Annotated in this window: 19 protein-coding genes; 10 read left to right on the forward strand and 9 right to left on the reverse strand. The window is 70.3% G+C overall.

Going from position 1 to position 25,088, the window contains the following annotated elements; genetic code table 11:
* Positions 1 to 1,067, forward strand: a 1,067-nt coding sequence (locus tag AOK01_RS12520; RefSeq protein ID WP_245702221.1) for an ABC transporter permease, incomplete at its 5' end; no start/stop codon positions are given.
* A gap of 101 nt (positions 1,068 to 1,168) precedes the next feature.
* Here the strand turns inward: AOK01_RS12520 and AOK01_RS12525 are convergent.
* On the reverse strand, positions 1,169 to 3,061 hold the full coding sequence (locus AOK01_RS12525) for a LamG-like jellyroll fold domain-containing protein (RefSeq protein WP_055511051.1): 1,893 nt from the start codon (positions 3,059 to 3,061) through the stop codon (positions 1,169 to 1,171).
* A 784-nt stretch (positions 3,062 to 3,845) separates the two neighbouring features.
* Between AOK01_RS12525 and AOK01_RS12530 the strand changes: the two genes are divergently transcribed.
* Genes AOK01_RS12530 through melA form a run of 4 tightly spaced genes read left to right on the forward strand, consistent with a single transcriptional unit; the run spans position 3,846 to position 8,515 of the window.
* Positions 3,846 to 5,186 carry an ABC transporter substrate-binding protein gene (locus AOK01_RS12530; protein WP_055511052.1) on the forward strand — a complete coding sequence of 447 codons (1,341 nt, stop codon included), beginning with the start codon at positions 3,846 to 3,848 and terminating at the stop codon, positions 5,184 to 5,186.
* An 11-nt stretch (positions 5,187 to 5,197) separates the two neighbouring features.
* Positions 5,198 to 6,232: a carbohydrate ABC transporter permease gene (locus AOK01_RS12535; protein WP_055511053.1), complete on the forward strand. Its 1,035-nt coding sequence runs from the start codon at positions 5,198 to 5,200 to the stop codon at positions 6,230 to 6,232.
* On the forward strand, positions 6,229 to 7,146 hold the full coding sequence (locus AOK01_RS12540; RefSeq protein ID WP_055511054.1) for a carbohydrate ABC transporter permease: 918 nt from the start codon (positions 6,229 to 6,231) through the stop codon (positions 7,144 to 7,146). The genes AOK01_RS12535 and AOK01_RS12540 overlap by 4 nt, the downstream gene beginning before the upstream one ends.
* 40 nt (positions 7,147 to 7,186) lie before the next feature.
* Positions 7,187 to 8,515, forward strand: coding sequence for an alpha-glucosidase/alpha-galactosidase (gene melA, locus AOK01_RS12545; RefSeq protein ID WP_055511055.1), 1,329 nt, complete (start codon positions 7,187 to 7,189; stop codon positions 8,513 to 8,515).
* 77 nt (positions 8,516 to 8,592) lie between these two features.
* On the opposite strand, the gene AOK01_RS12550 is transcribed toward melA, so the two are convergent.
* Positions 8,593 to 9,411 (reverse strand): endo alpha-1,4 polygalactosaminidase, encoded by an 819-nt coding sequence (locus AOK01_RS12550; RefSeq protein ID WP_055511056.1) that lies wholly within the window; start codon positions 9,409 to 9,411, stop codon positions 8,593 to 8,595.
* A gap of 423 nt (positions 9,412 to 9,834) precedes the next feature.
* Between AOK01_RS12550 and AOK01_RS12555 the strand changes: the two genes are divergently transcribed.
* The 4 genes from AOK01_RS12555 (at position 9,835) to AOK01_RS12570 (ending at position 15,371) form a co-directional block, all read left to right on the forward strand.
* Positions 9,835 to 10,284 carry a hypothetical protein gene (locus tag AOK01_RS12555; protein ID WP_055511057.1) on the forward strand — a complete coding sequence of 150 codons (450 nt, stop codon included), beginning with the start codon at positions 9,835 to 9,837 and terminating at the stop codon, positions 10,282 to 10,284.
* Between the two features lie 316 nt (positions 10,285 to 10,600).
* Complete coding sequence (locus AOK01_RS12560; RefSeq protein WP_055511058.1) at positions 10,601 to 12,445, forward strand: thiamine pyrophosphate-requiring protein; 1,845 nt, start codon at positions 10,601 to 10,603, stop codon at positions 12,443 to 12,445.
* On the forward strand, positions 12,442 to 13,587 hold the full coding sequence (locus AOK01_RS12565; RefSeq protein ID WP_245702222.1) for an enolase C-terminal domain-like protein: 1,146 nt from the start codon (positions 12,442 to 12,444) through the stop codon (positions 13,585 to 13,587). Before AOK01_RS12560 ends, AOK01_RS12565 begins: the two co-directional genes overlap by 4 nt.
* Positions 13,584 to 15,371, forward strand: a complete 1,788-nt coding sequence (locus tag AOK01_RS12570) for a glycoside hydrolase family 15 protein (protein WP_079103375.1) — start codon at positions 13,584 to 13,586, stop codon at positions 15,369 to 15,371. Before AOK01_RS12565 ends, AOK01_RS12570 begins: the two co-directional genes overlap by 4 nt.
* 65 nt (positions 15,372 to 15,436) lie before the next feature.
* On the opposite strand, the gene AOK01_RS12575 is transcribed toward AOK01_RS12570, so the two are convergent.
* The 6 genes from AOK01_RS12575 to AOK01_RS12600 form a co-directional block, all read right to left on the reverse strand.
* Entirely contained in the window at positions 15,437 to 18,484 is a 3,048-nt protein-coding gene (locus AOK01_RS12575) for an FAD-binding and (Fe-S)-binding domain-containing protein (protein WP_055511059.1), read from the reverse strand.
* A gap of 126 nt (positions 18,485 to 18,610) precedes the next feature.
* Positions 18,611 to 19,171 (reverse strand): hemerythrin domain-containing protein, encoded by a 561-nt coding sequence (locus AOK01_RS12580; RefSeq protein ID WP_055511060.1) that lies wholly within the window; start codon positions 19,169 to 19,171, stop codon positions 18,611 to 18,613.
* A 176-nt stretch (positions 19,172 to 19,347) separates the two neighbouring features.
* Positions 19,348 to 20,364: an SDR family oxidoreductase gene (locus AOK01_RS12585; protein ID WP_055511061.1), complete on the reverse strand. Its 1,017-nt coding sequence runs from the start codon at positions 20,362 to 20,364 to the stop codon at positions 19,348 to 19,350.
* 97 nt (positions 20,365 to 20,461) lie between these two features.
* A complete protein-coding gene (locus tag AOK01_RS12590; RefSeq protein WP_055511062.1) occupies positions 20,462 to 21,778 on the reverse strand; it encodes a zinc-dependent alcohol dehydrogenase in 1,317 nt (438 codons plus the stop codon).
* 178 nt (positions 21,779 to 21,956) lie between these two features.
* Positions 21,957 to 22,403 carry a DUF1579 domain-containing protein gene (locus AOK01_RS12595; protein WP_055511069.1) on the reverse strand — a complete coding sequence of 149 codons (447 nt, stop codon included), beginning with the start codon at positions 22,401 to 22,403 and terminating at the stop codon, positions 21,957 to 21,959.
* Positions 22,404 to 22,684: 281 nt separating this feature from the next.
* Entirely contained in the window at positions 22,685 to 23,329 is a 645-nt protein-coding gene (locus AOK01_RS12600; RefSeq protein WP_055511063.1) for an isochorismatase family protein, read from the reverse strand.
* 308 nt (positions 23,330 to 23,637) lie between these two features.
* Here AOK01_RS12600 and AOK01_RS12605 point away from each other — a divergent pair, with 308 nt between their 5' ends.
* A complete protein-coding gene (locus AOK01_RS12605) occupies positions 23,638 to 24,198 on the forward strand; it encodes a TetR/AcrR family transcriptional regulator (RefSeq protein ID WP_055511064.1) in 561 nt (186 codons plus the stop codon).
* On the opposite strand, the gene AOK01_RS41025 is transcribed toward AOK01_RS12605, so the two are convergent.
* Positions 24,105 to 24,614, reverse strand: coding sequence for a TIM barrel protein (locus AOK01_RS41025; protein WP_157871278.1), 510 nt, complete (start codon positions 24,612 to 24,614; stop codon positions 24,105 to 24,107). The two genes, AOK01_RS12605 and AOK01_RS41025, sit on opposite strands and share 94 nt — an antisense overlap.
* Positions 24,615 to 25,088 lie beyond the last annotated feature (474 nt).

Below are 25,088 nucleotides of genomic sequence, written 5' to 3' on the forward strand. Positions count from 1 at the left end.
TGCACGGCACGCCGAGAGCACGCACCGAACGCCGCTCCTTCACCACGGAGATCCATCAGAAGGGCCCTAGGGGCCGTGCCACGGAGAAGCGGCCCAAGGCCGATTTCACCGATCCCACCGCGGTCGCCGACCCTGTCACGCTCGCCGATCCCACCGCGGTCGCCGCGGTCGTCGAGGCCACCGCGGGAACCGGGCGGCACTACGGCGCCGCGACGGTACGGGCGACCGTGGCCGGCCTGACCGGCACCTTCGACGTGACCGCCTTCACCGGCGACGCTTCCTGGGGCGGCTTCGCGATGGTCTCGGGCCGCTGGCTCGACCGGCCCGGCGAGGCCGTCGTCCCGACCCCCTTCCTGGCCGCCACCGGCACCCGCGTCGGCGACACCGTCACCCTGAACGGCCTGGCCGAGCCGGTCACGGTGCGGATCGTCGGTGAGGTCCTCGATCCCCGTGACGACGGCATGCAGTTCTTCACCGATGCCTCGACCCTCGCGGCCGCACATCCCGACCTGACGGAGACTAGCCACCACATCGCGGTCACGTCGGGCACCGACGTGACCGGCTACGTCGACGCGCTGAACAAGGACCTGGCCCCCCTGGGGGTCACCGCTCAGGCCGGCGGGCTCGACGGCGGCAGCGACATGGTCGTCACGCTCAACGCGCTGTCCGCGTTCCTCACGCTGATCCTCGTCGCCGTCGCCGCGCTCGGCGTGCTGAACGGCGTGCTGCTCGACACCCGCGAGCGCGTCCGGGAGATCGGTGTCCACAAGGCGCTCGGCATGACGCCCCGGCAGACCGTCGCGATGGTCCTCACCTCGGTCGTCGTGACCGGCCTCGCCGCGGGCGCACTGGGCGTGCCGCTCGGCGTGGCCCTGCACGGCTGGGTCCTGCCCGCGATGGGCGACAGCGTGGGGCTCCGCCTTCCCGGTTCCGTCATGGCCGTCTACCACGGGGCCGAACTGGTGCCGCTCGCCCTCGGCGGCCTGCTCATCGCCGCCCTGGGTGCGCTGCTGCCCGCAGGCTGGGCCGCCAGGGCCCGGACCGCCACGGCCCTGCGCACCGAATAGGAAGCGCCTCGTGAGCGGCCGGCCTTCGCGGGCGGTCGCCCGCGAAGGCCCGTCACTCCCGCACCCTGCGCGAAGGGGGCCCTACTCGAAGGTTGGCGGCCTTACTCGAAGGGCGTGAGGAACTCCCGCACGGGCAGGGCCCTGTTCACGATGCGGGTGTCGCCGATCCATCCGTAGAAGCCCTGCCCGAAGCGTTCGTCGAACTGCGTGGCGCCGATGACGAACGGCTTGCCGAGGGTGGCGATGCCGGTGGAGAGCTGCGACGGATTGCGGGCGATCTTCGAGCCGTCCACGTACATCACCGTACGGCGCCCGTCGTTGACGAGGGCGATGTGCATCCAGCGGCCCACGGGCACCGCGTGGCTCCACGACGTGGGGTCGGCGTCCTGGCGCTCCGGATAGACCACGAACTGGAGGAACCGCTCGGACGACAGGTTGAGGCTGCAGGTGGGTTCCAGCGGGGACCAGCCGGTCGTCTTGCCCGCGTCGCCGTTGCGCCCCTCCCAGCTGAGGATGCCCATCCAGGCGTGGTCGCCCTCGAAGGGTTCGGGCAGCCTGATGAAGGTCTCGATGGTGTAACCGCGGGTGAACTTCTCCGCGTTCAGGGCCGCCCGGGCGGCCGTCGACAGAATCGCGCCGCGGTCCGGGCTCTTGCCGCCGTCGAAGCGGAGGCTGGCGTGCGCGGGCTGACCGGGGTGGTGGTCGGGCGACCAGGTGACCGCGTCGGAGCCGCTGGACGCCAGGCGGCTCACGGTCAGGTCGTTCCCGTTGCCGGTGAGGTCGCGTACGACGGCGCCGTTGGCGACGGGCTTGCCCGCGGTTCCGCCCGCGGTCGTGCCGGACGCGTCGAAGCGCCAGTACGCGACCGTGCCGCGCGGCATCACCGCGGAGGCGGGCCGCGGCTTCGGCGCCGCGACGGGGGCGAAGCCCTTGAAACGCTCGTCGAAGTCGATGTCCAGGCTGAACCGGTCGGTGGGGCCGGTCAGTTCGACGGTCTCGGCCTCCAGGAGCGATCGCTTCCCGGGGTCGCGGGAGAGCAGCCACGGCGAGAAGGTCTCGACGTCGATGACGCCGCGCGCCAGGTCGAAGCCGTACGTGCGGATCATCCCGGCGCCGCCGTAGTAGCGGTCCTGGTAGTTGGTGATGTGGACGTGGACATCGTTGTCGTCATCGTTGCGCAGCACCGTGCGGCCCGGCGGCCAGTAGTGGCCGCCCAGTGCGAGGAAGATCTGGTCGTTGCCGCGGACGAGGCCGTCCCAGAGGCGTTTGCCGTTGTCCGACAGCTGCGCCGTGCCGTCGTCGTCCGACCAGGCGATGTCATGGGTGGTGAGGACGGCGGGCAGCGTGGGGTGCTTGTCGAGGACGCTCTGCGCCCACCGCAGCCCCTTGTCCGATATGCGCCAGTCGAGGGCGAGGACCAGCCATGACCGGTCCGCGGCTTTCAGCACGTGGTACGTGTTGTAGCCGTCGGGCGAGGCGCCGCGGTAGGTCGGCATGGACGCGTAGCGGGCGGGCCCGAAGGCCGCGAGGTACGCGGAGTCGCCCCGCTGGTCGTCCCCGGTGATGTCGTGGTTGCCCGCCAGGACGCTGTAGGGCACCTTGCCGTGGATGGTCCGGAAGGTGTCGGCGGCGCGTTCGATCTCGTCCTCGGTGCCGTGCTCGGTGACGTCGCCGAGGTGCGTCATGAAGGCGATGTTCGCCTCGCCCCGCTCGGCGACCAGATGCCGGAAGGTCTCCCGCAGCGGGGCAGGGTCGGCGCTGTCGGCGTCGAAGAGGTACTGGGTGTCGGGGAGGACGGCGAGTGCGAAGCGCGGGCTCCGAGGGTCGAACCGGCCGGCGTGCGCCGCGGAGGAGGCGGTTGCGGCGGCTGACGCGGCGGACGCCCGCGCCGGCGTCTCGAAGGCGGCCACCGCGGCGCCGGCCACGGGCAGGGCAGCCGCGGCTCGCAGCAGCGAGCGTCTGTGCAGGGGGTTCTGTTGTTCTGCCGCAGTCATGGACACTCCGTAGGACGGGACCTGTTGCCAGCCCGTACGCTCCTCACCCGCCACAGCCGGGCGGTGGCGGGGAGTTGAACGTCTGCCGCCCGCTGTCCGGACGTTTGGCGGCGCCGGCTGCCGGGGCCTCACGGATGTCCGGGGGCACCGCCGCCGGGGATTGATCTCTTGACACGTCTCAACGCGCTCGCTTTACTCCATCCAACGCCAGTATCTGAACACCTGGCGTGAGAGGGACGCCCAGCCGGTAAACGGTCCACGTACCGTCAACCCGGACACAGTCGCCAGGACGGCCGCACAGCGGCGGAATCCGAGGCGGGGACGTACCCCCAGGTCCTTGGAGCTCATGATGTCCCTCCTCCACCGCGCAGCCGGACCGCAGTACGGGCACGGCGACCGCATGCCCCGGCGTGGCGACCACGTGATCGTGGCCGGGTCCCAGGGGCCGGCCTTTCCGGAAGTCCGACGCCATAGGCGATGACCGCCTCGGCCTCGCTCCACGCGACACCGACGTCCTCAGCCGGTAGCGGCACTCATCTCCACGGGGCCCGCAGAGCGGGCGGAGTCCGCTGAGGCGCAGGCGTCCCTCCTGACCGCGAGCGGCTGCGCGTTCCGCGTCCCCGGTCAGCCGCGCACCGTCGGTGATCCGTCCCGGTCCCGTTCCGCGTGACCTCACCGACCGACGTCATCGGCTGCGCCGCGGCGCCGCTCAACAACATTCCGCAGCCCACATCCCGCATCCGTCATCCGCACCGCCTTACGCACACACTCTTCGGGGGCTCATATGGCCGCAGCACACCGTCCGAGCGGCACCTCCACCGGACCGACCCGTCGCACCGTGCTGCGGCAGGGCGCCGCACTGGCGGGAGGATCCGCTGCGGTGACCGCCCTGTCGGCATGCGGTGCCGGGGAGGGAGGCGGAGTCGACGCCGACGGCCGGGTCAGGATCGAGATGTGGCACGGGCAGACCGACACCGGTCGGGCCGCGATCGAGGACCTGACAGCGAGGTTCCACCGGACCCATCCGCGTATCCGGGTCGACCTCGGAGGCGGGGTCCTCGCGGACGCGATGCTTCAGAAGATCACCGCGGCCCTGGCCTCCGGTTCGTTCCCCGATATCGCCTACGTCTTCGGCTCCGACCTGGCAAGCGTCGCGCGCAGCCCTTCGGTGGTGGACCTGACCAGTACGTTCCACTCCGGTCCTGTTCCCTGGGACGAGTTCTGGGCACCGGCCCGCGAGGCGGTCACCCTCAACGGCCAGGTGCGGGCCGCCCCCGCGCTCATCGACTCGCTGGCCGTCGTGTGCAACAAGAAGCTCTTCCGCGACGCGGGCCTGCCACTGCCTCGCACCGGCTGGAGCTGGAACGACTTCGTCCAGACGGCGTCCAAACTCACCGATCACCAGCGGGGCGTCTTCGGCACCGGCTGGCCGGGCGTCGGCGACGAGGACACCGTGTGGCGGCTGTGGCCGATGATATGGGACCTCGGAGGGGACGTCGTCAGCCGGGACGGACGCCGCATCGGCTTCGAGGACACCGGTCTCAAGGCCCTGCAGACGGTGGAAGCGCTCGTGAAGGCGCAGAGCGTCTATGTCGACCCCAAACCCGGCAGTGAACAGATGTACCGGGTCTTCCTCTCCGGCCGCATGGGCATGGCCGTCACCGGCCCCTGGCAACTCCCCGACATCCGGCAGGCGAAGGTCGACTACCACGTCGTGCCGCTGCCCAGCTACAGCGGCCGGCCCATCACCATCTCCGGGCCCGACACCTGGACGGTGTTCGACAACGGCGCCGCCCGCGTCGAGGCGGCTCGCACCTTCGTGACCTGGCTGTCCAAGCCCGCCCAGGACGTGCGCTGGGACATCGAGGCCGGCAGCCTGCCGATGACCCGGAGCACCCAGGCCCTGCCGGAATGGCAGAAACAGGAGGCCGACACCCCGGGCCTCCAGGTGTTCACCAAGTCACTGGAATCGGCCCGGGTGCGCCCGGTGCATCCGGCGTATCCGAAGATCTCGCAGTCACTCGGCCAGGCGATCACCGCCGTGCTCCTCGGCCGCAGCTCCCCTGCCAAGGCCCTGCGCGACTGCGCGGAAGAGGCCAATGCCGCCCTGCTCATTCCGCGTTGAGAGGATCTGCCATGCCCCGCCTGCCCACCCCTGTGACCCTCACGGACCGGGGCGAGAAACGCGGCGTCCGTAAGCGACCACGCCTCCTCCCCGACCAGGACGGTACGGCTCCCGACGTCCCACCCGGTCGCCACGCCCCCCGGCGGCGGATACGACAGGAGACGGCGACCGCCTGGGCATTCATCGCGCCCTCCGTCCTCGTCATCCTCGGACTGAGTGTCGTCCCGGTGATCTGGTCACTGCTGCTGTCCTTCCAGGCCGACGACCTGGTGACCCCCAGCCGATGGGTCGGTCTGGACAACTACCGCGCTCTCGCACAGGACCCCCATTTCGACGAGGCCGTGCGCAACACGGTCGTGTACACGGCGCTCTACGTACCGCTGAGCATCGGCCTCGGGCTGATGCTCGCCCTCGCCCTGAACCGGCGCATCCGGCTGGTCGGCCTCTACCGAACGCTCATCTTCGTGCCGTTCGTCATCTCCGCCGCGGCCCAGGGGGTGCTGTTCTCCTTCATTCTCGACCCGGAGTTCGGCGCGGCCAACGCCGTCCTGAACGAGTTCGGCATCTCCCGTCAGGGCTTCTTCACCGATCCGGGCCAGGCGTTGCTCGCCCTGTTGGCGATCTCCCTGTGGAGCGGCACCGGATTCTGCGTGGTGGTCCTGCTGGCGGCTCTCCAGGACGTCCCGGCCTCCCTCATCGAAGCGGCCCGCCTCGACGGGGCGGGACGGCTGCAACTGCTGCGCCATGTCGTCTTCCCCACGCTCACCCCGGTCCTGACCTTCCTCCTGCTGTGGCAGACCATCACGTCTCTGCAGGTCTTCGACCTCGTCTATGTCACGACCAAGGGCGGCCCGCTGGGCTCCACCACAGTGATCGTCTACTTCATCTGGGAGCAGGCGTTCAAGAACTTCACGGCCGGTTACGGCGCGGCGGCGGCGTACGCCCTGGCGCTGGCACTGTTGATTCTCGCCGTGGTCCCCCGGGCGGCACGAGCCCTGCGTGACCGGGCCCGCCCGGACCAGCACATCGAGGGAGCAGCACGATGACCACCACTTCCTCCTCGCCCACCCTGCCCTCCGCCTCCGGCACCGCCGCAGCCGCGCCCGGCGGACTCACCGGACCTGCCGAGGGTCCGGCCCGGCGCCGGCTGCTCCCCTTCAGTCCCTGGCACCTCCTTCTTGCCCCGCTCTCCCTGGTCTTCGCGATTCCGCTGATCTGGCTGGTGATCAGCTCCGTCATGAGCGACGCCGAGATCAACAGGTTCCCGCCCGCGCTGTGGCCGTCGCGGATCGACCTGAGCGGATACCGGTATGTGATCGGCAACGCGATGTTCCCCCGGTGGTTCCTCAACTCGCTGATCGTGTCCGTGACCGCGGTGGCGTCCAACCTGCTGCTGGGCTCGCTGGGCGGCTACGCCTTCGCCCGTATGCGGTTCGCCGGTTCCCGGCTGCTGCTCGGCCTCATGCTGGCCACGATGGCGATCCCGTTCCAGCTGACGATGATCCCCACCTTCCTGGTCATGAAGCAGCTGGGCCTCATCGACTCGTTGGGCGCGCTGATCGTCCCCTCGCTGGTCACACCGTTCGCGGTGTTCCTGCTGCGGCAGTTCTTCCTGTCGCTGCCCAGGGAGCTGGAGGAGGCGGCGTGGCTCGACGGCTGCTCACGGCTGGGGGTGCTCTTCCGCGTCGTACTGCCACTGTCCCGGCCGGCGCTGAGCACCGTAGCCGTTCTGACGTTCCTCACCACGTGGAACGACCTGACCTGGCCCTTGATCGCCATCAATCATGACACCCAGTACACCCTGCAACTGGGCCTGACCACCTTCCAGGGTCTGCATCACACCAAGTGGTCCGCGGTCATGGCAGGCAACGTGATCACCGTGCTGCCCGTGCTGCTCGCCTTCCTGTTCGCCCAGAAGACCTTCATCCAGTCGATCACGTCGAGCGGCCTCAAGGGATAGCCCTCGCACGTACACGTACACGTAACGGAAAGAACCTCTCATGACCCTCAGTACCCCGAAGATCGCGTTCATCGGCGCGGGCAGCGTCGTGTTCACCCAAGGACTGCTGGCCGACCTGCTGACCTTCCCCGAACTGCAGGGCGCCCATGTCGCGCTGCACGACATCGACGCCGAGCGCCTCGCCACCGCCGAGGGAGCGGCACGGCAGATCGCGGACCGCCTCACCGGGACCGGCGGTTCCCGCCCACTCATCACCAGTCACCTCGAACGCCGCGCGGCTCTCCAGGGCGCCGACTTCGTCATCAACATCGTGCAGGTCGGCATGGGGGAGTCCACCCGGACGGACTTCGACATCCCGCAGGGCTACGGCCTGCGGCAGACCATCGGCGACACCTTGGGCATCGGCGGCATCTTCCGGGCGCTGCGCACCTTCCCCGTGCTCAAGTCACTCGGTGCGGACATCGCCGAGGTCTGCCCGGACGCCTGGCTGCTGAACTACACCAACCCCATGGCCATGAACGTCCAGTACCTGACCCGGGCCACCGGACTGACCCGCGTCGTGGGGCTGTGCCACTCGGTGTACTGGACCATCCACGACCTGGCCGAGCTGCTGGGCGTCCCGCACGAGGAAGTCACCTACCGGGCGGCCGGCGTCAACCACCAGGCGTGGGTGCTGCGGCTGGAACACCAGGGCACCGACCTCTACCCGCTGCTCGACAAACTGATCGACGACGATCCGCAGTTGCGGCGCAGGGTGCGCGTCGACATGTACCGGCGACTCGGTTTCTACCCGACCGAAACGAGCGAGCACTCCTCCGAGTACGTTCCCTGGTACCTGCACCACGACAGCGAGATCGAAAGGCTCCGGCTCCCGGTCGGCGCCTACCTCGGCATCGTCGACGAGAACGTCGCGGCCTACGAGCACACCCGCGAGGCACTCGCCACGGGTACGCCCCTTCCGGTCGAGGGCACCATGGAGTACGCCCCGCAGATCATCCACAGCATCGTCACCGGCACACCGCGCACCGTCTACGGCAACGTCCCCAACCACGGGCTGATCGACAACCTGCCGGCCTCCGGCATCGTCGAAGTGCCCTGCCTGGTGGACGGACTGGGCGTCCAGCCGACCAGGGTCGGTCCGCTGCCTGCCCAGTTGGCCGCGCTCAACCGCAACTACCTGAGCATGAACGAGCTGGTGGTCCGCGCCGCCCTCGAAGACGACCCCCGGTCCGTCCGCCAGGCGGCCATGGCCGACCCCGCCACCGCCGCCGCCCTGCCGGTCGAACGCATCTGGGACCTGTGCGACGACATGGTACGAGCCCACGCGCAGCTCCTTCAGCCCGCTCTGCGCGCGACCCTGGGCCACTGACGGTCCACCGTTCTCCGCCGGTCTCCGTGCCGGTCCGTCCGTCCGACGTACTGACGGACGGACCGACACGGAGCGGCTCAGCAGGCCTTGCGCACGTATCCGTTGCCGCCGGGGGCGGTGACGAGTACGTCGCGAAGGACGACGCTGAGGCGGCTGCCCCACTTGGCGCACGTCTCGTCGAAGTACTTCTGCTTGTACTCGATCACGATGACGTTGTCGCCGAAGCCCTCGGTGTAGTCGCCGCACTCCTTCCACTCGCCGCACTCCTCGGCGACGGCGAAGTCCAGGCCGGTCGCGGAGCGCTCGGTGGAGAGCTGAGGCGTGTTCTTCTGCCCGATGGCCAGGCCCTTGGCGTGGGCGTGGTCCGCGAGCAGCTTGACGAACGCCTTGGCGTTGGCCTCGCTGATCAGGTCGGTCCGGGTGAACGAGTCGAGGTTGTCGGGCTCGACGGCGTCGAAGCCCTTGTCGGCGCAGTTGTCGACCCAGGAGTTGACCTTCGCGGCGACCTGCCGGCGCTTGGTGTCGGTGCGGATGTCGAGGAAGGCCTCGTCCCAGTCCGGGTCGTAGACGACGTCTCCGGCGGCGTCCCGCAGCAGCAGGTCGCCCCACTCGTCCTCAGCGCCCGGCTGCGCCTGGAAGGCGTTGACGTAACAGATGTTGTACAGGCCGGCCGCCGGGGAGGCGGTGTGGTCGCGGCTGACGACCCGCACGTCGGCCGCCGGGGTGTAGGCCTGGCCGATCTGGTAGTCGAAGGCCGCGTTGGCCGGGGGCAGTTCGACTACCGGGGCGGCAGCGTCGGCGCTCGACGAGACGAGCAGGGCCCCGACGACGGCACACGTCAGGGACGCCGCCACGACAGCGGGCTTGCGGGATCGCACACGATGGGTGTGGGACATGTGGAGCTCCAGAAGGTGGGGGCACGTCCCCGCCTCGGACTGCGCTTCGAAGCGTCCGTCCTGGCGACTGTGTCCGGACTCGCGGTGGAAGGGACCGCACTACCGGCTGGGCGTACCTCTGGCGCCAGGGGTTCGAGGTTGGCGCTGCACGGAGTAAACCGAGCGTGCCCACGTCATGTCAACCGACCGGTTCCGGGCATGGAACGTTCTGTGTCCGAACTCGCCTTTGGCCCCAACCAGTCCTTGTTTCCCACCAGTTGTGTCACTCCGGCGGCTTGGCGACGGGGCGCCCCCTTCCCGTCTGCCGGCAGGCGGCCGACCTTGGTGCCGCACATTTTTTTGCCGACGACGCACAACCGTTGCGACGGCCCGCGTGTCACACAACACAGGAGCAAACATCACCGAAGATCAAATGGGGGAAATATGCGATACAGCCGTTCTGTCCTGACTGCCGCCGCGTTCGCCGCCCTGGCGGTGGGAGCCACGACCGCCTTGGCGGCGCCCGCCTCCGCCGCGCCCAACACCACCCCGCAGAAGGTCTGTGGAAGCGCCTACAAGACCGTGAACTCGGCTCCTGTCGGCTCACTGGGTACGGTCTACCTGACGTACAACAGCTCCAACGGCCAGAACTGCGTCGCGACCATCCGCAAGAACCCAGGCACCGCCGTGGACATGTCCACCTGGATCTACGTCCCCGACACCGACCAGGGCGACCAGGACTACGGCCAGTACACGTCGTACGCGGGACCGGCCTACGTGTACGGCAAGGGCCACTGCGTCGACTGGGGCGGCCACATCAAGAACGTGTACACGCAGGTGACCGGCTCCAACTGCGCAGCGCTCAGGGAGAACCGGGTCACGTTCGCACGCTGACCCTGCCTGCGACAGCGCCGCCCGGGACGGGTCCCGGGCGGCGCTGCCGTACCTCTGTTTCTGGATCTGTTCCTGGATCTGTTCCTGGATGTGTCCCTGATCGGCACGCCGCCGGACCGCCGGACCACCGGATCGCCCAGGCGGGTGATTGCCGGAGACGTGTCCGGGTTCCGGGTTCCGCGTTCCGGCGCGACGTTTCCTTCTGATCCGTACGGCTACCCGTGGAATGTCGTCCTGCCGTCGCGTCCCCTGTGACGGCAGGGTCAGGAGCGTCGAGGAGAGCCTCGGAGTACGCAGGACAGAAACGGGAGTCTTCATGGCCAGCACGAAGGTGTCCGACTACATCCTCCAGCGCCTGCGCGACTGGGACGTGGATCATGTGTTCGCGTACGCCGGTGACGGGATCAACGGTTTGCTGGCGGCCTGGGGCCGGGCGGAGAACGAGCCGAAGTTCGTCCAGGCACGGCACGAGGAGATGGCGGCCTTCCAGGCGGTGGGCTACGCCAAGTTCTCCGGCAAGGTCGGCGTGTGCGCGGCCACGTCGGGGCCGGGGGCGATCCACCTGCTGAACGGGCTCTACGACGCGAAGCTGGACCACGTTCCCGTGGTGGCGCTGGTGGGGCAGACCAACCGCAGCGCCATGGGCGGCTCGTACCAGCAGGAGGTGGACCTGGCCAGCCTGTACAAGGACGTCGCCTCCGAGTTCTGTGAGACGGCGACGGTCCCCGAGCAGTTGCCCAATCTCATCGACCGGGCCTTTCGCACCGCGTACGCCAAGCGCACCGTCACCGCGATCATCCTGCCCGCGGACGTGCAGGAGCTGGACTACAGTCCGCCCGGGCACGCCTTCAAAATGGTGCCTTCCAGCCTGGGTCTGAGCCAGTACGCTCCGGTGCCCGCCGACGAGGACGTGGAGCGCGCCGCCGAGGTCCTCAACGCCGGCGAGAAGGTCGCCGTGCTGATCGGACAGGGTGCCCGGGGAGCGCGTGCCGAGGTGGAGCAGCTGGCGGAGACGCTGGGGGCCGGAGTGGCGAAGGCCCTGCTGGGCAAGGACGCACTGCCCGACGACCTTCCCTACGTCACCGGTTCCATCGGTCTGCTGGGTACGCGGCCCTCGTACGACCTGATGCAGGAGTGCGACACCCTGCTGATGATCGGTTCGAGCTTCCCGTACACGCAGTTCATGCCCGAGCTGGACCAGGCGCGGGGGGTGCAGATCGACATCGACCCGCACATGATCGGGCTGCGCTATCCGTTCGAGGTGAACCTCGTCGGCGACTCCCGCGAGACGCTGCGGCGGCTGCTGCCGCGGCTGCGCCACAAGGAGAACCGCGTCTGGCGCGAGAAGGTCGAGAAGAACGTCTCCCGCTGGTGGGAGGTCATGCAGCGGCGGGCCGCCGTGGACGCGGACCCGATCAACCCGGAGTACGTCGTGCACGCCCTGGACGGAAAGCTGCCCGACGACGTCATCCTGACCGCCGACTCCGGGTCGGCGGCCAACTGGTACGCCCGCCACCTGCGGCTGCGCGGCCGGATGCGCGGATCGCTGTCCGGCACCCTGGCGACGATGGGGCCGGGCGTACCGTACGCGATCGGCGCGAAGTTCGCCCACCCGGACCGCCCTGCGATCGCCCTGGTCGGGGACGGCGCGATGCAGATGAACGGCATGATGGAGATGGTCACGGCGGCGAAGTACCACCACGAGTGGTCGGACCCTCGGCTGATCGTGGCCGTGCTGAACAACCGGGACCTCAACCAGGTCACCTGGGAGATGCGGGCCATGTCCGGCGCCCCCCAGTTCGAGGAGTCGCAGCACATCCCCGACCTGCCCTACGCCGAGATCGCCCAGCGCATCGGCCTGGACGGCGTCCGGGTGGAGAAGCCCGAGTACGTGGAGGCCGCCTGGGACCGGGCACTCGCCGCCGACCGGCCCTTCGTCATCGACTTCCGCACCGATCCGGCCGTCCCGCCGATCCCGCCTCACGCCTCCCTGGACCAGATCGAGGCCGCCGCCTCCGCGATCCTGCACGGCGACAGCGACCGCGGCTCCATGATCAAACAGGGTGTCAAGGCGAAGATGCAGGAGATGCTGCCCGGCAGCCGGCACCGCGACGACCGCCCCGGCGCCGGGCCCCACGACAGCGCGGAAGGGAACAGGTGACCCACCCCGCGCCACCGGCGCAGGTGGTCCGCGACGGCCGCGACGGTCCCGCCGTGGAGCGCCTGTCCGTCTCCGTCCACCGCGTTCCCACGGATCTGCCGGGTGGGGACGCCACCCTGACCTGGGACTCCACGACGCTCGTCCTGGTCGAGGCCGGCGCGGCGGGGCAGACGGGCCTCGGCTGGACGTACGGGTCGGCCGCCGCAGCCCCGGTCGTCGAGGAGCAACTCGCGGACCTCGTCGTCGGGCACGACGCGTTCGGCGTTCCCGCCGCCAACGACCCCATGAGCCGGGCCGTACGCAACACCGGCAGGCCCGGCATCGCGGCCGGCGCCGTCTCCGCCGTCGACACCGCCCTGTGGGACCTCAAGGCGCGCCTCCTCGGGCTGCCCCTGGTGCGGCTGCTGGGCGCGGCGCGCGACGAGGTCGCGGTGTACGGCAGCGGCGGCCTGACCACGTACGACGACACGCAGCTCGAACGGCAACTGCGCGGCTGGACCGAACAGGGCATCGACCGGGTGAAGATCAAGATCGCCGAGTCCTGGGGCCGGCACGAGGCCCGTGACCTGCACCGCGTCCGGCTGACCCGGCACATCGTGGGCGACACGGCCGAGCTGTACGTCGACGCGAACGGCGGCTACACCCGCAAGCAAGCCGTGCGCGTGGCCGCCGCCACGGCGGATTCCGGCGTCACCTGGCTGGAGGAACCGGTCTCCTCCGACGACCTCGCCGGGCTGCGCGAGGTGCGTGACGCCGTCGCCGCGGACGTCGCGGCCGGTGAGTACGGCTACGACCTGCCGTACTTCGCCCGGATGGCGGCCTCGGGAGCCGTCGACTGCCTCCAGGCCGACGTCACCCGCTGCGGCGGCATCACCGTGTGGCTGCGCGCCGCGGCCGTCGCCGAGGGACTCGGACTGCACATCTCGGGGCACTGCGCCCCGCACCTGCACGCCCATGTCGCCGCGGCCGTACCCAACACCCGTCATCTGGAGTGGTTCCACGACCATGTCCGCATCGAGGGCATGCTGTTCCACGGCACGCTCGATCCGCGGGGCAGCACCGTCGCACCGGGCGCGGCCGGGGAACCGGGCCACGGCCTCACACTGAACCGCGCGGTCGCGGACCGCCACCGCACGAGATGAGCGGCCGTCCCGTGCACGAGCCCGCCGACAGCCCGTGCGTACGCGACAGCCCCTTCGTACTCGACAGCCCTTTCGTCCTGCGGGACTACGCACTGATCGCCGACGGGGAGCGCGGCGCGCTCATCGACCCGCAGGGACGGATCGGCTGGCTGTGCGCTCCGGCCTGGCACAGCGGCGCCGTCTTCTCCGCCCTCATCGGCGGCCCCGGCCACTACCAGGTCCGCCCCGCCGACCGATGGAACGTGTGGGGCGGCCACTACGAGGACGGCACCCTCATCCGCGTCAGCCGCTGGGTCACCGCCGACGGGATCATCTCCTGCCGGGAAGCCCTGGCCGTCCCCGCGGACGCGGGACGCGTCGTGCTGCTCCGGCGGATCCGGGCCGTGCGCGGCGAGGCCCTGGTCGATGTCCAACTCGACGTCCGCGGCGACTACGGGCGCCACTCCATGTCGGACCCTCACCACGAGAACGGCACCTGGCGGGCTCGCACCGGCCCTCTGCACGTGCGCCTCACCGGCGCCGACCGGGCCCGCCCCCGTCCGGACGGCGGGCTGCGCACCCGGCTGCGGCTGCCCGAGGGCGGCACCCACGACCTCGTCCTGGAGATCGGCGCCGAGGCACCGGGCGCCGCCGCCGACCCGGGGGCCCTCTGGGACGCCACCGAGCGGTGGTGGAAGTCCGCCGCGCCCGACTGCGCCGACACCGCGGCACCCCGCGACACCCGTATGGCGTACGCCGTCCTGAACGGCCTGACCAGCACCACCGGCGGCATGGTCGCAGCCGCCACCACCTCACTGCCGGAACGCGCCGACACCGGCCGCGACTACGACTACCGCTACGCCTGGATCCGCGATCAGTGCTACGCCGGCATCGCCGTCGCCGCGCACGGCCCCCACCCTCTGCTGGACCGCGCGGTGCGCTTCGTCTCCGAGCGCATCCTGGAGGACGGCGCCGAGCTGCGCCCCGCGTACACGGTGGACGGCGGTCCGCTGCCTCCGGAGCGGTCCCTGCCGCTCATCGGCTACCCCGGCAGCACCGACCGCACCGGCAACCGCGCGGGCCGGCAGTTCCAGCTGGACGTGTTCGGTGAGGCGCTCCAGTTGTTCGCCGCAGCCGCCCGGCACGGCGTCCTGGACGCCCGGGGCGCCAAGGCCGCCGTGGTGGCCGCCGAGGCCGTCGCCGACCGCTGGACCCGGCCCGAGGCCGGGTTGTGGGAACTGGAGAACCGTTGGTGGACGCACTCCCGCCTGTGCTGCGTGGTAGGACTGCGCGACCTGTCCCGTGAGCTGCGTACCTCGGCGTCCGGGGACTGGTCCCGGCTGGCGGACCGCATCCTGGACGTGACCCGGTCGCGCTGCCTGCACCCCGACGGCCACTGGCGGCGTGCCGCCGACGACCCCGGCCCGGAAGCGGCCCTCCTGCTGCCCCTGGCCCGCGGAGCCGTGCCGCACGCGGACCCCAGCCTCGCGCTCACCCGCTCACAGGTGGTGCGTCGACTGGCACAGGACGGGTACGTCTACCGGTTTCAGCACGGGAAGGAGCCGCTGGGGGACGCGGAGGGCGCGTTCCTGCTGTGCGGCTTCACGATGGCGCTGGCCGCTCACGCGCAGGGCCTGGAGACCGAGGCGGTGCGGTGGTTCGAGCGCACGCGCTCGGCCTGCGGGCCCGCGGGACTGTTCACCGAGGAGTACGACATCGCGCAGCGCCAGTTGCGCGGCAACCTTCCGCAGGGGTTCGTCCATGCCCTGCTGCTGGAGTGCTCGGCCCGGCTCGGCGCCGCCTGACTCCTCGCCCTGCCGACTGACTTCTCGTTCTGGTGGCGTGACCTGGCGACCTGTGACCTGGTGACCTAGTGGCGTGATCGGCGCAGGTGCCGGGCGCCGACCAGTACGGCCAGCATCGTGGCGGTGGCCGCGCCGAGCGGCAGCAGGGCGCGCGCCCCAGGCGCTGCCGGCCGTTCCGGCACCGCCTCCTGCCCCTTGAGCCCGGCCGCCAGCACCTCCGCCAGGTGCAGCGGGGTGCGCCCGGCGTCGGACTGGTCGACCTGCGTCCGGCAGCTGAAGCCGTCCGCGAGGACCAGCGTCGCCGCGTCCGCCTCCCGCACGGCGGGCAGCAGAGCGGCCTCGGCGCAGGCCATGGACACGTCGTAGTGGCCCTTCTCGAAGCCGAAGTTGCCGGCGAGCCCGCAGCAGCCCGCGTCCAGCACGTCGGCGTCCACCCCGGCGCGTGCGAGCAGCTTTCGGTCGGCGTCGAAGCCCAGGACGGCGTACTGGTGGCAGTGCCGCTGGACGACCGCCCGTGCGTCGACGGGCGGCGGCTGCCAGTCGCCGGCTCGTTCGACGAGGAGTTCGGCGAGGGTACGGGTCTGCTCACGCAGTCGTCCCACATCCGGGTCCTTGGGGAGCAGTTCGGCCGCGTCCGCGCGGAAGACGGCCGTACAGCTCGGTTCGAGTCCGACCACGGGTGTGCCCCGGCGCAGGTCCGCGCGCAGCACGTCGAGGGTGTGGCCCAGGACCCGTCTGGCGACGGTCAGCTGCCCGGTGGAGATCCAGGTCAGACCGCAGCACACCGCCGCGTCGGGCACCTTGACCCGGAATCCCGCCGCCTCCAGGACCTCGACGGCCGCTTTGCCGATCGCGGGGTGGAAGTGGTCGGTGAAGGTGTCGGGCCACACCACGACCTCGCCGCGGTGTCCGTCGCCGCGCGGTCCGCCCCGCTCACGCCACCAGTCGGTGAACCGTTGCTCGGCGAAGACGGGCACGACCCGCTCGGGCGCGACACCCCCGAGGGCCTTGGCCGCGCGGGCCACCCATGGCACCGAGGACAGGGCGTTGACGGTACGCGGTGCGAGCGCCACCGCACGCGCCACAGCGGGCAGCCAGCCCATCGAGTAGTGGGCGAGGGGCCGCAACCGGCCCCTGTAGTGGTGGTGCAGGAACTCGGCCTTGTAGGTGGCCATGTCCACGTTGACCGGGCAGTCCGTCTTGCAGCCCTTGCAGGCCAGACACAGATCGAGGGCGTCGTGCACCGCGTCGGAGCGCCAGCCGTCCGTCACCGGTGAGTCGTCACCGCCCCGGACCATCTCGAACAGCAGCCGCGCCCGGCCCCTGGTGGAGTGCTCCTCCTCGCGGGTGGCCCGGTAGCTGGGACACATCACGCCGCCCTCCGAGGAGCGGCACTTGCCCACGCCCACGCACCGGGCGGCGGCCCGACTGAACCTGCCGTCGTCCTGCGGGAAGGAGAAGACGGTTTCCGGCTCCCACGGCAGGTAGTCAGCGCCCAGGCGCAGGTTCTCGTCGAGCCGGTACGGCAGGACGACCTTGCCGGGGTTCATCCGGTTGCCGGGGTCGAACAGCCCCTTCAGCCGCTCGAATCCCTCGATCACCTCCGGCCCGAACATCCTCACCAGCAGCTCGCCCCGCGACTGGCCGTCCCCGTGCTCGCCGGACAGCGACCCGCCGTAGGAGACGACCAGGTCTGCGGCCTTCTCCACAAAGGCACGCATCCGGGCCACGCCCTCCTCCGACTCCAGGTCGAAGGGGATACGGGTGTGGACGCACCCGTGGCCGAAGTGCCCGTACACCGACGGGTGGCCGTAGCCGAACTCCTCGTACAGACGCTTGAGGTCGCGCAGGTAGTCGCCGAGGCGATCCACCGGGACTGCGGAGTCCTCCCAGCCCTCCCAGGTGTCGGGCTTGCCCGGGACGTGTGCGGTGGCCCCCAGACCGGATTCGCGGATCTGCCACAACTCGCGTACGTGCTGCTCGTCGTCGTACCAGGTGTGGTCGACGTCGTCCGGTTTGGCGTCGATCAGCGCGCGGGCCCTGGCGTCGACCTCTTCACGGGTGTCGCCGACGAGCTGCACCATGAGATAGGCCCGGCCGTCGGGCAGTTCCCGCAGCGCCGCCGAGTTGAGGTGTTTGACCCGCTGGAAGTGGATCAGCTGGTGGTCGACGCCTTCCAGGGCCGCCGGCTCGTGCTCCAGGACGGCCGGTACGTGGTCGGCGGCCTGGCAGATGTCCTCGTAACCGAGCACGACCAGCGAGGTGTGCTTCGGTACGGGCACGAGTTCCAGTTCCGCGCGCAGGACCGTCACCAGGGTGGATTCCGAGCCGGTCAGCAGCCCGCCGACGTCGAAACCGTGCTCGGGCAGCAGGGAGTCGAGGTTGTAGCCGGACACCCGCCGCGGGATGTCGGGGTAACGCTCGCGTACGAGGCCGGCGTACCGGTCCCGCAGCGCCACGAGACCCCGGTACAGCTCCGCCTCCCTGCCCGCACCGGTCGTCAGGCGTGCGAGTTCGGCGTCGTCGGTCGCCCCGACCCACATCCGGGCGCCGTCGTAGGTCAGCACCTCCAGGCGGCGCAGATTGTCGACGACCTTGCCGTACGCCTGGGCCGTCGACCCGCACGAGTTGTTCCCGATCATTCCGCCGATGGTGCAGTTCGGGTGGGTGGCCGGCCGCGGCCCGTACTGCAGGCCGTGCTCGGCCAGCTGCCGGTTCAGGTCGTCCAGCACGATTCCGGGTTCGACCACGCAGCGCCGGTTCGCCGGATCCACCGACAGCAGCCGGTTGCAGTACTTGCTCCAGTCCACCACCACCGCGGTGTTGCAGCACTCCCCCGCGAGGCTGGTGCCGCCACCGCGCGACAGCAGCGGCACACCGTGTTCGCGGCACACCGCCACCGCTTCTGTCGCCGCCTCCACGGTCCGTGGGACGACCACCCCGATCGGCACCTGCCGGTAGTTGGAGCCGTCCGTCGAGTACGCCGCGCGCGTACCCGCGTCGAAGCGGACCTCCCCGTCGACGCGGGCCCGCAGATCCCGTTCGAGGGCTTCCTCGTCGGTCCGTACCTGCGGGCGCCTGACGACGGGGAGTGGCAGATCGACCGGTTTCATGAAGGACACTCCACGGGAGACGGATGATGCGCCGGTGGTCGCGGACGCAGGCGGAGGCAGGCAGACGCGGGCAAGGGGTGGTGCGGCGCCCGTCCGCCCGGTGCGGGCGCTGTGCGGTGTGCGGCGTCAGCCCTTGCCGCGGCCGGACACGGCGTCCCTGACGCGGTCCACCATGCCGGCGCCCGGGGCCAGCAGCTTGTTGGCCGGCGGGGTGTCCGGGGCGGACGGGTGCGGACGGGTCGGAGCCGTCTTCTTGGTCCGGCGGACCTGGTCGCCCAGCTTCATCAGCTCGTCCTCGGACGCCGCCGACCTCAGCCGGGGAAAGAGGTTGTCCTCCTCGTCGCGGACGTGCGAGCGGATCTCGGTCATCAGCTCGCCGATGAGCCGGTCGAACTCCGGATCGCGGGCGCCGACGCCCTCAAGTTCCTTCATGGTCCGCTCGGCCTCGGCGTGGTCCTCGATCTCCTTGTCGGCGACCGTGTCACCGTCCGGCAGGAATTCCCGCACCGCCGGGTACAGCTGGGCTTCCTCGGCCACCGAGTGCCGCACCAGCTCGATCACGGCCTGATCGGCGTACTTCTTGCGCTGCTCGTCGCCCGGGGGCAGCGCCTCGATACGCCCGAACAGCTCCTCGACCTCCTCGTGGTCGGTGATCAGTTCCGCGATGACATCTCCACCGTGGCCCATGGGACGTTCCTCCCCTTCTCCCTCTGCCGATTCGCTCTGGCTATTCCCTCTGGCGATCGGAATGCCCCGACCATGTATCCCGGTTCCCTCGGGTGCAAACCGGGCATGGCGTTCGGTGGTGCGAAAGCCGTGCTCACCGCTGTCGCGCTCTGCGCGTCAGGACGCGTCAAGGCGCGTCAGGGCGCGGCATGGCGACGCAAGAGGGCGTACCCCGCTCCGGTGAATCCCGCGGCGGCGACGGCTTTGCCGAGGTGGTGACGGCTCGCCCACTGCTGCGGGCTCACGGCGTGTGCCTGGCTGTCGAAGACGCCATGGGCACCGAACTCTTCCGTCTCGTCCGCCGGGTCGAACAGGTTGCCGTCTCCCCCGGTGGGCGCGAAGGCGTCGGTCTGCTGCGAGTCGAAGCCGGTCCGCGCGAGGTAGCGGTCGAGCAGTCCCGGCACGACGGCGTTCGCCAGCAGCGTCGCCACCGTCGACGCGCCGACCCAGTATTCGCGGCGCCGGGGGTGGTCGGCGGCACGCAGCACGGCCCGGGCGGCGATCTCCGGCTGGTAGATGGGAGGCACCGGTTGGGCGTGCCGAGGCAGATGGGTGCGCAGCCAGGTGAACTGCGGGGTGTTGACCGCGGGCATCTGGACCATGGTGATGCGCACCTGGGACTTGTCGTGGAGCAGTTCGCAGCGCACCGACTCGGTGAAGCCCTGAATGGCGTGCTTGGCGCCGCAGTACGCGCTCTGCAGCGGGACACCGCGGTACGCGAGAGCCGAGCCGACCTGCACCACGGTGCCGCGGTCGCGGGGCAGCATGCGGGTCAGGGCGGCCCGGGTGCCGTGCACGTAGCCCAGGTAGGTCGACCGCGTCGCCTGCAGGAACTCTTCCGGCGACAGGTCGGTGAACCGGCCGAAAGCGGCGGTGAAGGCGTTGTTCACCCAGATGTCGACCGGGCCCAGCTCCTCCTCGACTCGACGGGCCGCCTCTTCCACCTGATCCGGTTCGGCCATGTCGGTGACGATGGGCAGCGCTTGCCCACCCGCCTGCCGCACCTCGGCCGCCGCGGCCTCCAGGCCGGTCCTGCCCCGGGCGAGCAGGGCCACCCGGGCCCCGCGGGCGGCGAACATCGCGGCCGTGGCCCGTCCGATCCCGGCGCTGGCTCCCGTCACCACGACTGTCTGCTGGGTATCCGTCCTGGCCATGCGCCCTCCCGACCGGTGTGTTCGAGCTTCGGGTGTCGACCGGTCACGCCGGTCACGCCGGTCACGCCGGTCACGCCGGTCACGCCGGTCACGCCGGTCACGCCGAGGGTCCCCCGGCCGCTGCCATGCCTCCCTGCGTGCCGGCGGTGGTGGCGGTGCCGGTTCCGGCCGTCTCACCGAGGCCGGGGGCGACCGAGCCGTCACCCGCCACACCGAGTGCGACCTTCTCCCAGCCCGTCTCCCGCCGGTCGAACGCGCCATAGGCGTCGATCGCATCCTGCGTACCGGTCCAGCGGGTGATCAGCGGGGTCGGGTCGAGACGGCCCGTCGCGACCATCGACACCAGCTCGGGCACGTACCGGCGGTGGTTGCAGTTGCCCAGTTTGAGCGTGAGGTTCTTCATGAACGCCTCGCCGAACGGATAGTGCTGCACCTGCGGCGGATACACGCCCACGGTGCCGACCGTGCCGGCCTTCGCCACCATCCGCACCGCCCAGCGGGCCGCCAGCGTCGGGGCGTCGCCCGGCACCCAGGTGTCACCGTCCGGGTTCTGCGCCGGTGCGGCCTCGTCCTTCTCGTGGTCGAACTGCTGGGCCTGTTCCCGCAACGCATCGGCGGCCGGTCCGTGGGAGGGCCGCTGGGCGTCCACCCCCACGGCGTCGATCACGCGGTCGGCCCCGATGCCGCCGGTCAGTTCGAGGACGGCCTCAACGGGGTCTTCCGCGTTGAAGTCGACCGTCTCGGCGTGCTGGTCGCGGGCCAGGTCCAGCCGGTCGGACACGCCGTCGACGACGATGATCCGTCCGGCACCCTGGAGGCGGGCGCAGGCGACAGCGGCCTGTCCGATCGGCCCGGCACCCACGATCGCCACGGTGTCGCCGTCACCGATCTCGGCCAGCCGTGCCCCGAACCAGGCGGTGGGGTAGATGTCGGACAGCAGGATGGCCTGCGCGTCATCGACCGTGTCCGGCAGCGGCACCAGCCCGACGGGGGCGTACGGGATCCGGGCGTACTCAGCCTGGAGTCCGTCCAGTCCCCCGGCGGCCTCCGGGCCTCCGAAGAACACGGTGCCGGCCCGGGAGCCCTGCGGGTTGGCGTTGTCGCACTGCGCGTAGTAGCCCGCCCGGCAGTAGCTGCACGTACCGCACGCCACTGTGGACGGCACCACCACCCGGTCTCCGGGGCGGAGATTGCGCACCCCGGAGCCGACTTCCGTCACGACGCCGACGGCCTCGTGCCCAAGGATCCGCCCTTCCTTCATGCCGGGCATGGTGCCCCGGACGAAGTGCAGGTCGGTTCCGCAGATGGCGGAGGTGGTGATCCGCACGATCGCGTCGTACCGGTCCTCGATCGTCGGCTCCGGTACGTCGTCCAGGCGTATGTCTCCCAGTCCGTGCCACACGACTGCCTTCATGTGCCTTCTCCGTTCCTGCGTTCCCGCACCTGATCGTCCGCATTGCGTGTTTTCCGGAGTTTCCTGCGGAGCGCCCTCAAAACAAGCTGCGGCTACGCAACTGGGGACGGTGTCGGCAACTCGGCGGTCCGCCATCCGCCCCAGCGGCACTGACCGGATCCGGCAGCGCGGAAGCAGGTCAGCGCCGGCGGACCTCTTCTTCGTCCACGGCCACCCAGCCCGATCCGAAATCGGCCTCGCCGATGTGGTGATAGGAATTCCTGTCGTGCCGGACGAAGGTGTCCCGAAGGGTGAAGGTGCTTCCCCCGCTCGTCATGGTTCCGAGGAAGACGAACCGGTTTCCGTCCCAGCCCAATGACCGCTGCGTGGCCCTGCCTCCGCGGCTGTCAAACCATTCGGCGACGAAAACGCCCTGGTCCGGGTCGTACCCCCAGAGGTAGACCGCCGTCAGCGGATCGGGATTTTCCGCCGTCTTCCGCTCCGTCGTGTGCGTGGTGGACCAGAAGCCGTCGTACCCTGTGCCGTTCTGAATTTCCATGATGATGGGCTTGGGATTACCGGAAGCCGAAAGGAAGAAGGTGCCGGTACCGCGCCATCTGCCACTGAAGAAGGAAAGCTCGCTCATACGGGAAACGGGAGCCGCGGTCCCGCCGCTCGTCGCACTGGCGGAGAGGTCTGTACCGGCGTTCGCTGTCGCGGTCCCGCCCGCCGCTACCGCGACTGCGCCGGTGGTGGTGGCCAGGAAAACCCTTCGCCTCATGTTCATCTTTCCTTCCCTTGTCGGACCCCTGTCGGAGTGCTTGCATTCGGATGCGGCAGCCGCACTGGGCGACGGGTTCGGCTCGATGCGACGGGACTCCGCCGACGCGATGACCACGGAGACGGAGAGCGGGCGCGCGTACGGGGTCAGTCGGACGCGCTGCGCTTGCCCAGTTCGAGGGCGTGGGAGAAGGAACGACCGCCCATGGCCATCGCCGGCACGTGCTCCTGCATCAGCCGCATGCGGTGCGGAGCGTCGTGCCAGCGGGGCTGGAGCTGGAACTCGGCGGCGAGGGAGAACCAGGTGACCGGCACCGCGCCGGCCTGGATCATGCGCTGCAGCGCGGTCTCGTGACCTTCGGTCGACAGGCTGGCGCACACGTCCACGACGACGTGTACGCGATAGCCCTCGCGCAGGCCGCCGAGCACGGTCTGCAGCACACAGCCCTCCGTGGAGATGCCGCCGATGGCGAGGTTCTGCCGCCCCTCGGCCCGGACGGCCGCCGCGAACGACTCGTCGAGAAACGCGTTGAAGTCGACGGCGCGCTCGATGACCGGCTCGTCGCCGATGGCGTCGAGCAGTTCGGGGTAGAGCGGGCCGGAAGGCTTGGTGGACTCACCGTTGGTGACGACCAGGCCGCTCCCGTACCACTTGGCCGTCTTGGCCAGGCCCACGACGTTGTTGATGTGCTGGCTGAGGTCATGGGAGCGGATGAGGTTCGCGAACCCGATGGCGTGGTCGACGAGGACGACGGTGGTGTTGTCCGGACTGAGGGGCTCAGGCACTGCCATGGCAGTACTTCCTTCCGTGCAGCTGACGGGCGCGAGAACCGCACCCCGATATTGTCCAAGTGGTCACTAAAACCGTAAGCCGCCACCTCAGTAATGTCCAGCTGGTTACTTGAATGCGTCAGCATTGCATGCCATTGATGGGGCATATATCAGCAAATCTGCGGTTGCCTTCGTGTTCTTCACTGTGGCGGCCACGGAGGACGGGCCACCATAGTGACCACAGGTACACTTGGCGCATGACTGCAGGCTCGACAAACGCCCCACTTGACAGTGATCCGGAAGCCGCCGGCGATCACGGGAGCCCTCCGGTGAGAAAGCGGACGCGGGAGCCCGAGCTGCGCAGGGCGGCGATCCTGGAGGCCGCGAGCGAGGCGTTCGCCGAGCGCGGTTACCCGAAGACGACCATTCGCGAGATCGCGCGCCGGGCCGGAGTCACACACGGTCTCGTGATCCGGCACTTCACCTCCAAGGAACAGCTGTTCCTCGCGGCGGTCCCCAGTTCGCAGAACCTGATGGCCGAGATCGCCGGCGACCCCGCCTCACTGCCCACGCGGGTCGCGAGATCCTACGTGCGCCGTATGTCGCAGAGCGCCGGAAGCGATCCGTTCATTGCTCTGATCCGTTCGGTGGCCTCGGGCGAAGAGGCGGCCAAGCGACTGTTCGGAGCAATGCAGGACGAGAGCCTTGAGATGTACCGCCATGTGATTCCGGGACCGGACCTGGAGGAGCGTGTCGGGTCGGTGGGGGCCTACCTGATCGGCGTGACGTTCTCCCGTCATGTCTTCCAGAGCGGCCCTCTGGCTGCGATGTCCGACGACGAACTCGTCCGCCATCTGATCCCCCGCCTGCGCGCCATCCTGCTCGACTGAAGGGTGCTGCAGAAGGGCTCCAGGCCCCCCGTGGCGGGGCAGATACGGCCCGGCACGTCGGCGAACTGGACGTGGACGAGCGCGTCGCCGTGGCGGCCGATGGCGTCGACGGGGTCCTGGCCCATGCGCGCCAGGTGGTAGGCGTCGAGCAGGAGACCCGTGGCGGCGGCGCCCTCGCGTCGAGTCCGCCGCACGAGCCCGGCCGCCATGTCGACGTCGGTCAGCAGGTAGTCGGGGTTGTCCAGGGGGTTGAACGCCTCAATCAGTACGGAGATGCCGTGGCCGTTCGCCAGCTCGGCGGCGTGGAGGAGGTTCTCATGGGCCGTGCGATGCTGCTCCTCCCGTGAGTACTGCGGCAGCCGGTTGCCGCAGGGCAGGTTCAGCAGCCGACAGCCGACGCTCGACGCGAACTCCACGGCCGCCGTGATGCTCAGTGCGCAGCCCCGGGCGGGTGCCCGCGTCGGCGAGGGCTGCGCGCACCTCCTCGGCCTGCGCCTTTCCGGGCAATGATGGCGAGAACTCCCGAGGAGCCAGCAGAGTGCCCCACGAGACGTCTGGGATCCAGTCCGGGTGGTGTGGATCGACGAGTGCGATGACCGCGTTGTAGCGGTCCGGGCCGACTGCGGTCGGCCCGCGGCGGCGCCGGACCGGTCGGTGGACGGTCGGTGCGGGAGGGACCGGTTCGGGTGGCAGTCGGTGTACCGACTGCCACCCTGGCGACGCTGTGTCCGTGGCGGCGCGGGCGTCGACGTCGGGAGCCGCGGTGACGGCTTCGAGGGTGCGGCCGAGTCGGCTTGCGGTCCCGGCCGCCTCGATCAATGCGGGCAGCGGTCCGCCTCCGGTCCGGGTGCCCGGTGTGGTCCGGTCGGGGGTGGGCGCGTCGGGGCCGG

Origin of the sequence: Streptomyces aurantiacus (assembly GCF_001418335.1) — a bacterium.
Classification (GTDB): Bacteria; Actinomycetota; Actinomycetes; order Streptomycetales; family Streptomycetaceae; genus Streptomyces; species Streptomyces aurantiacus.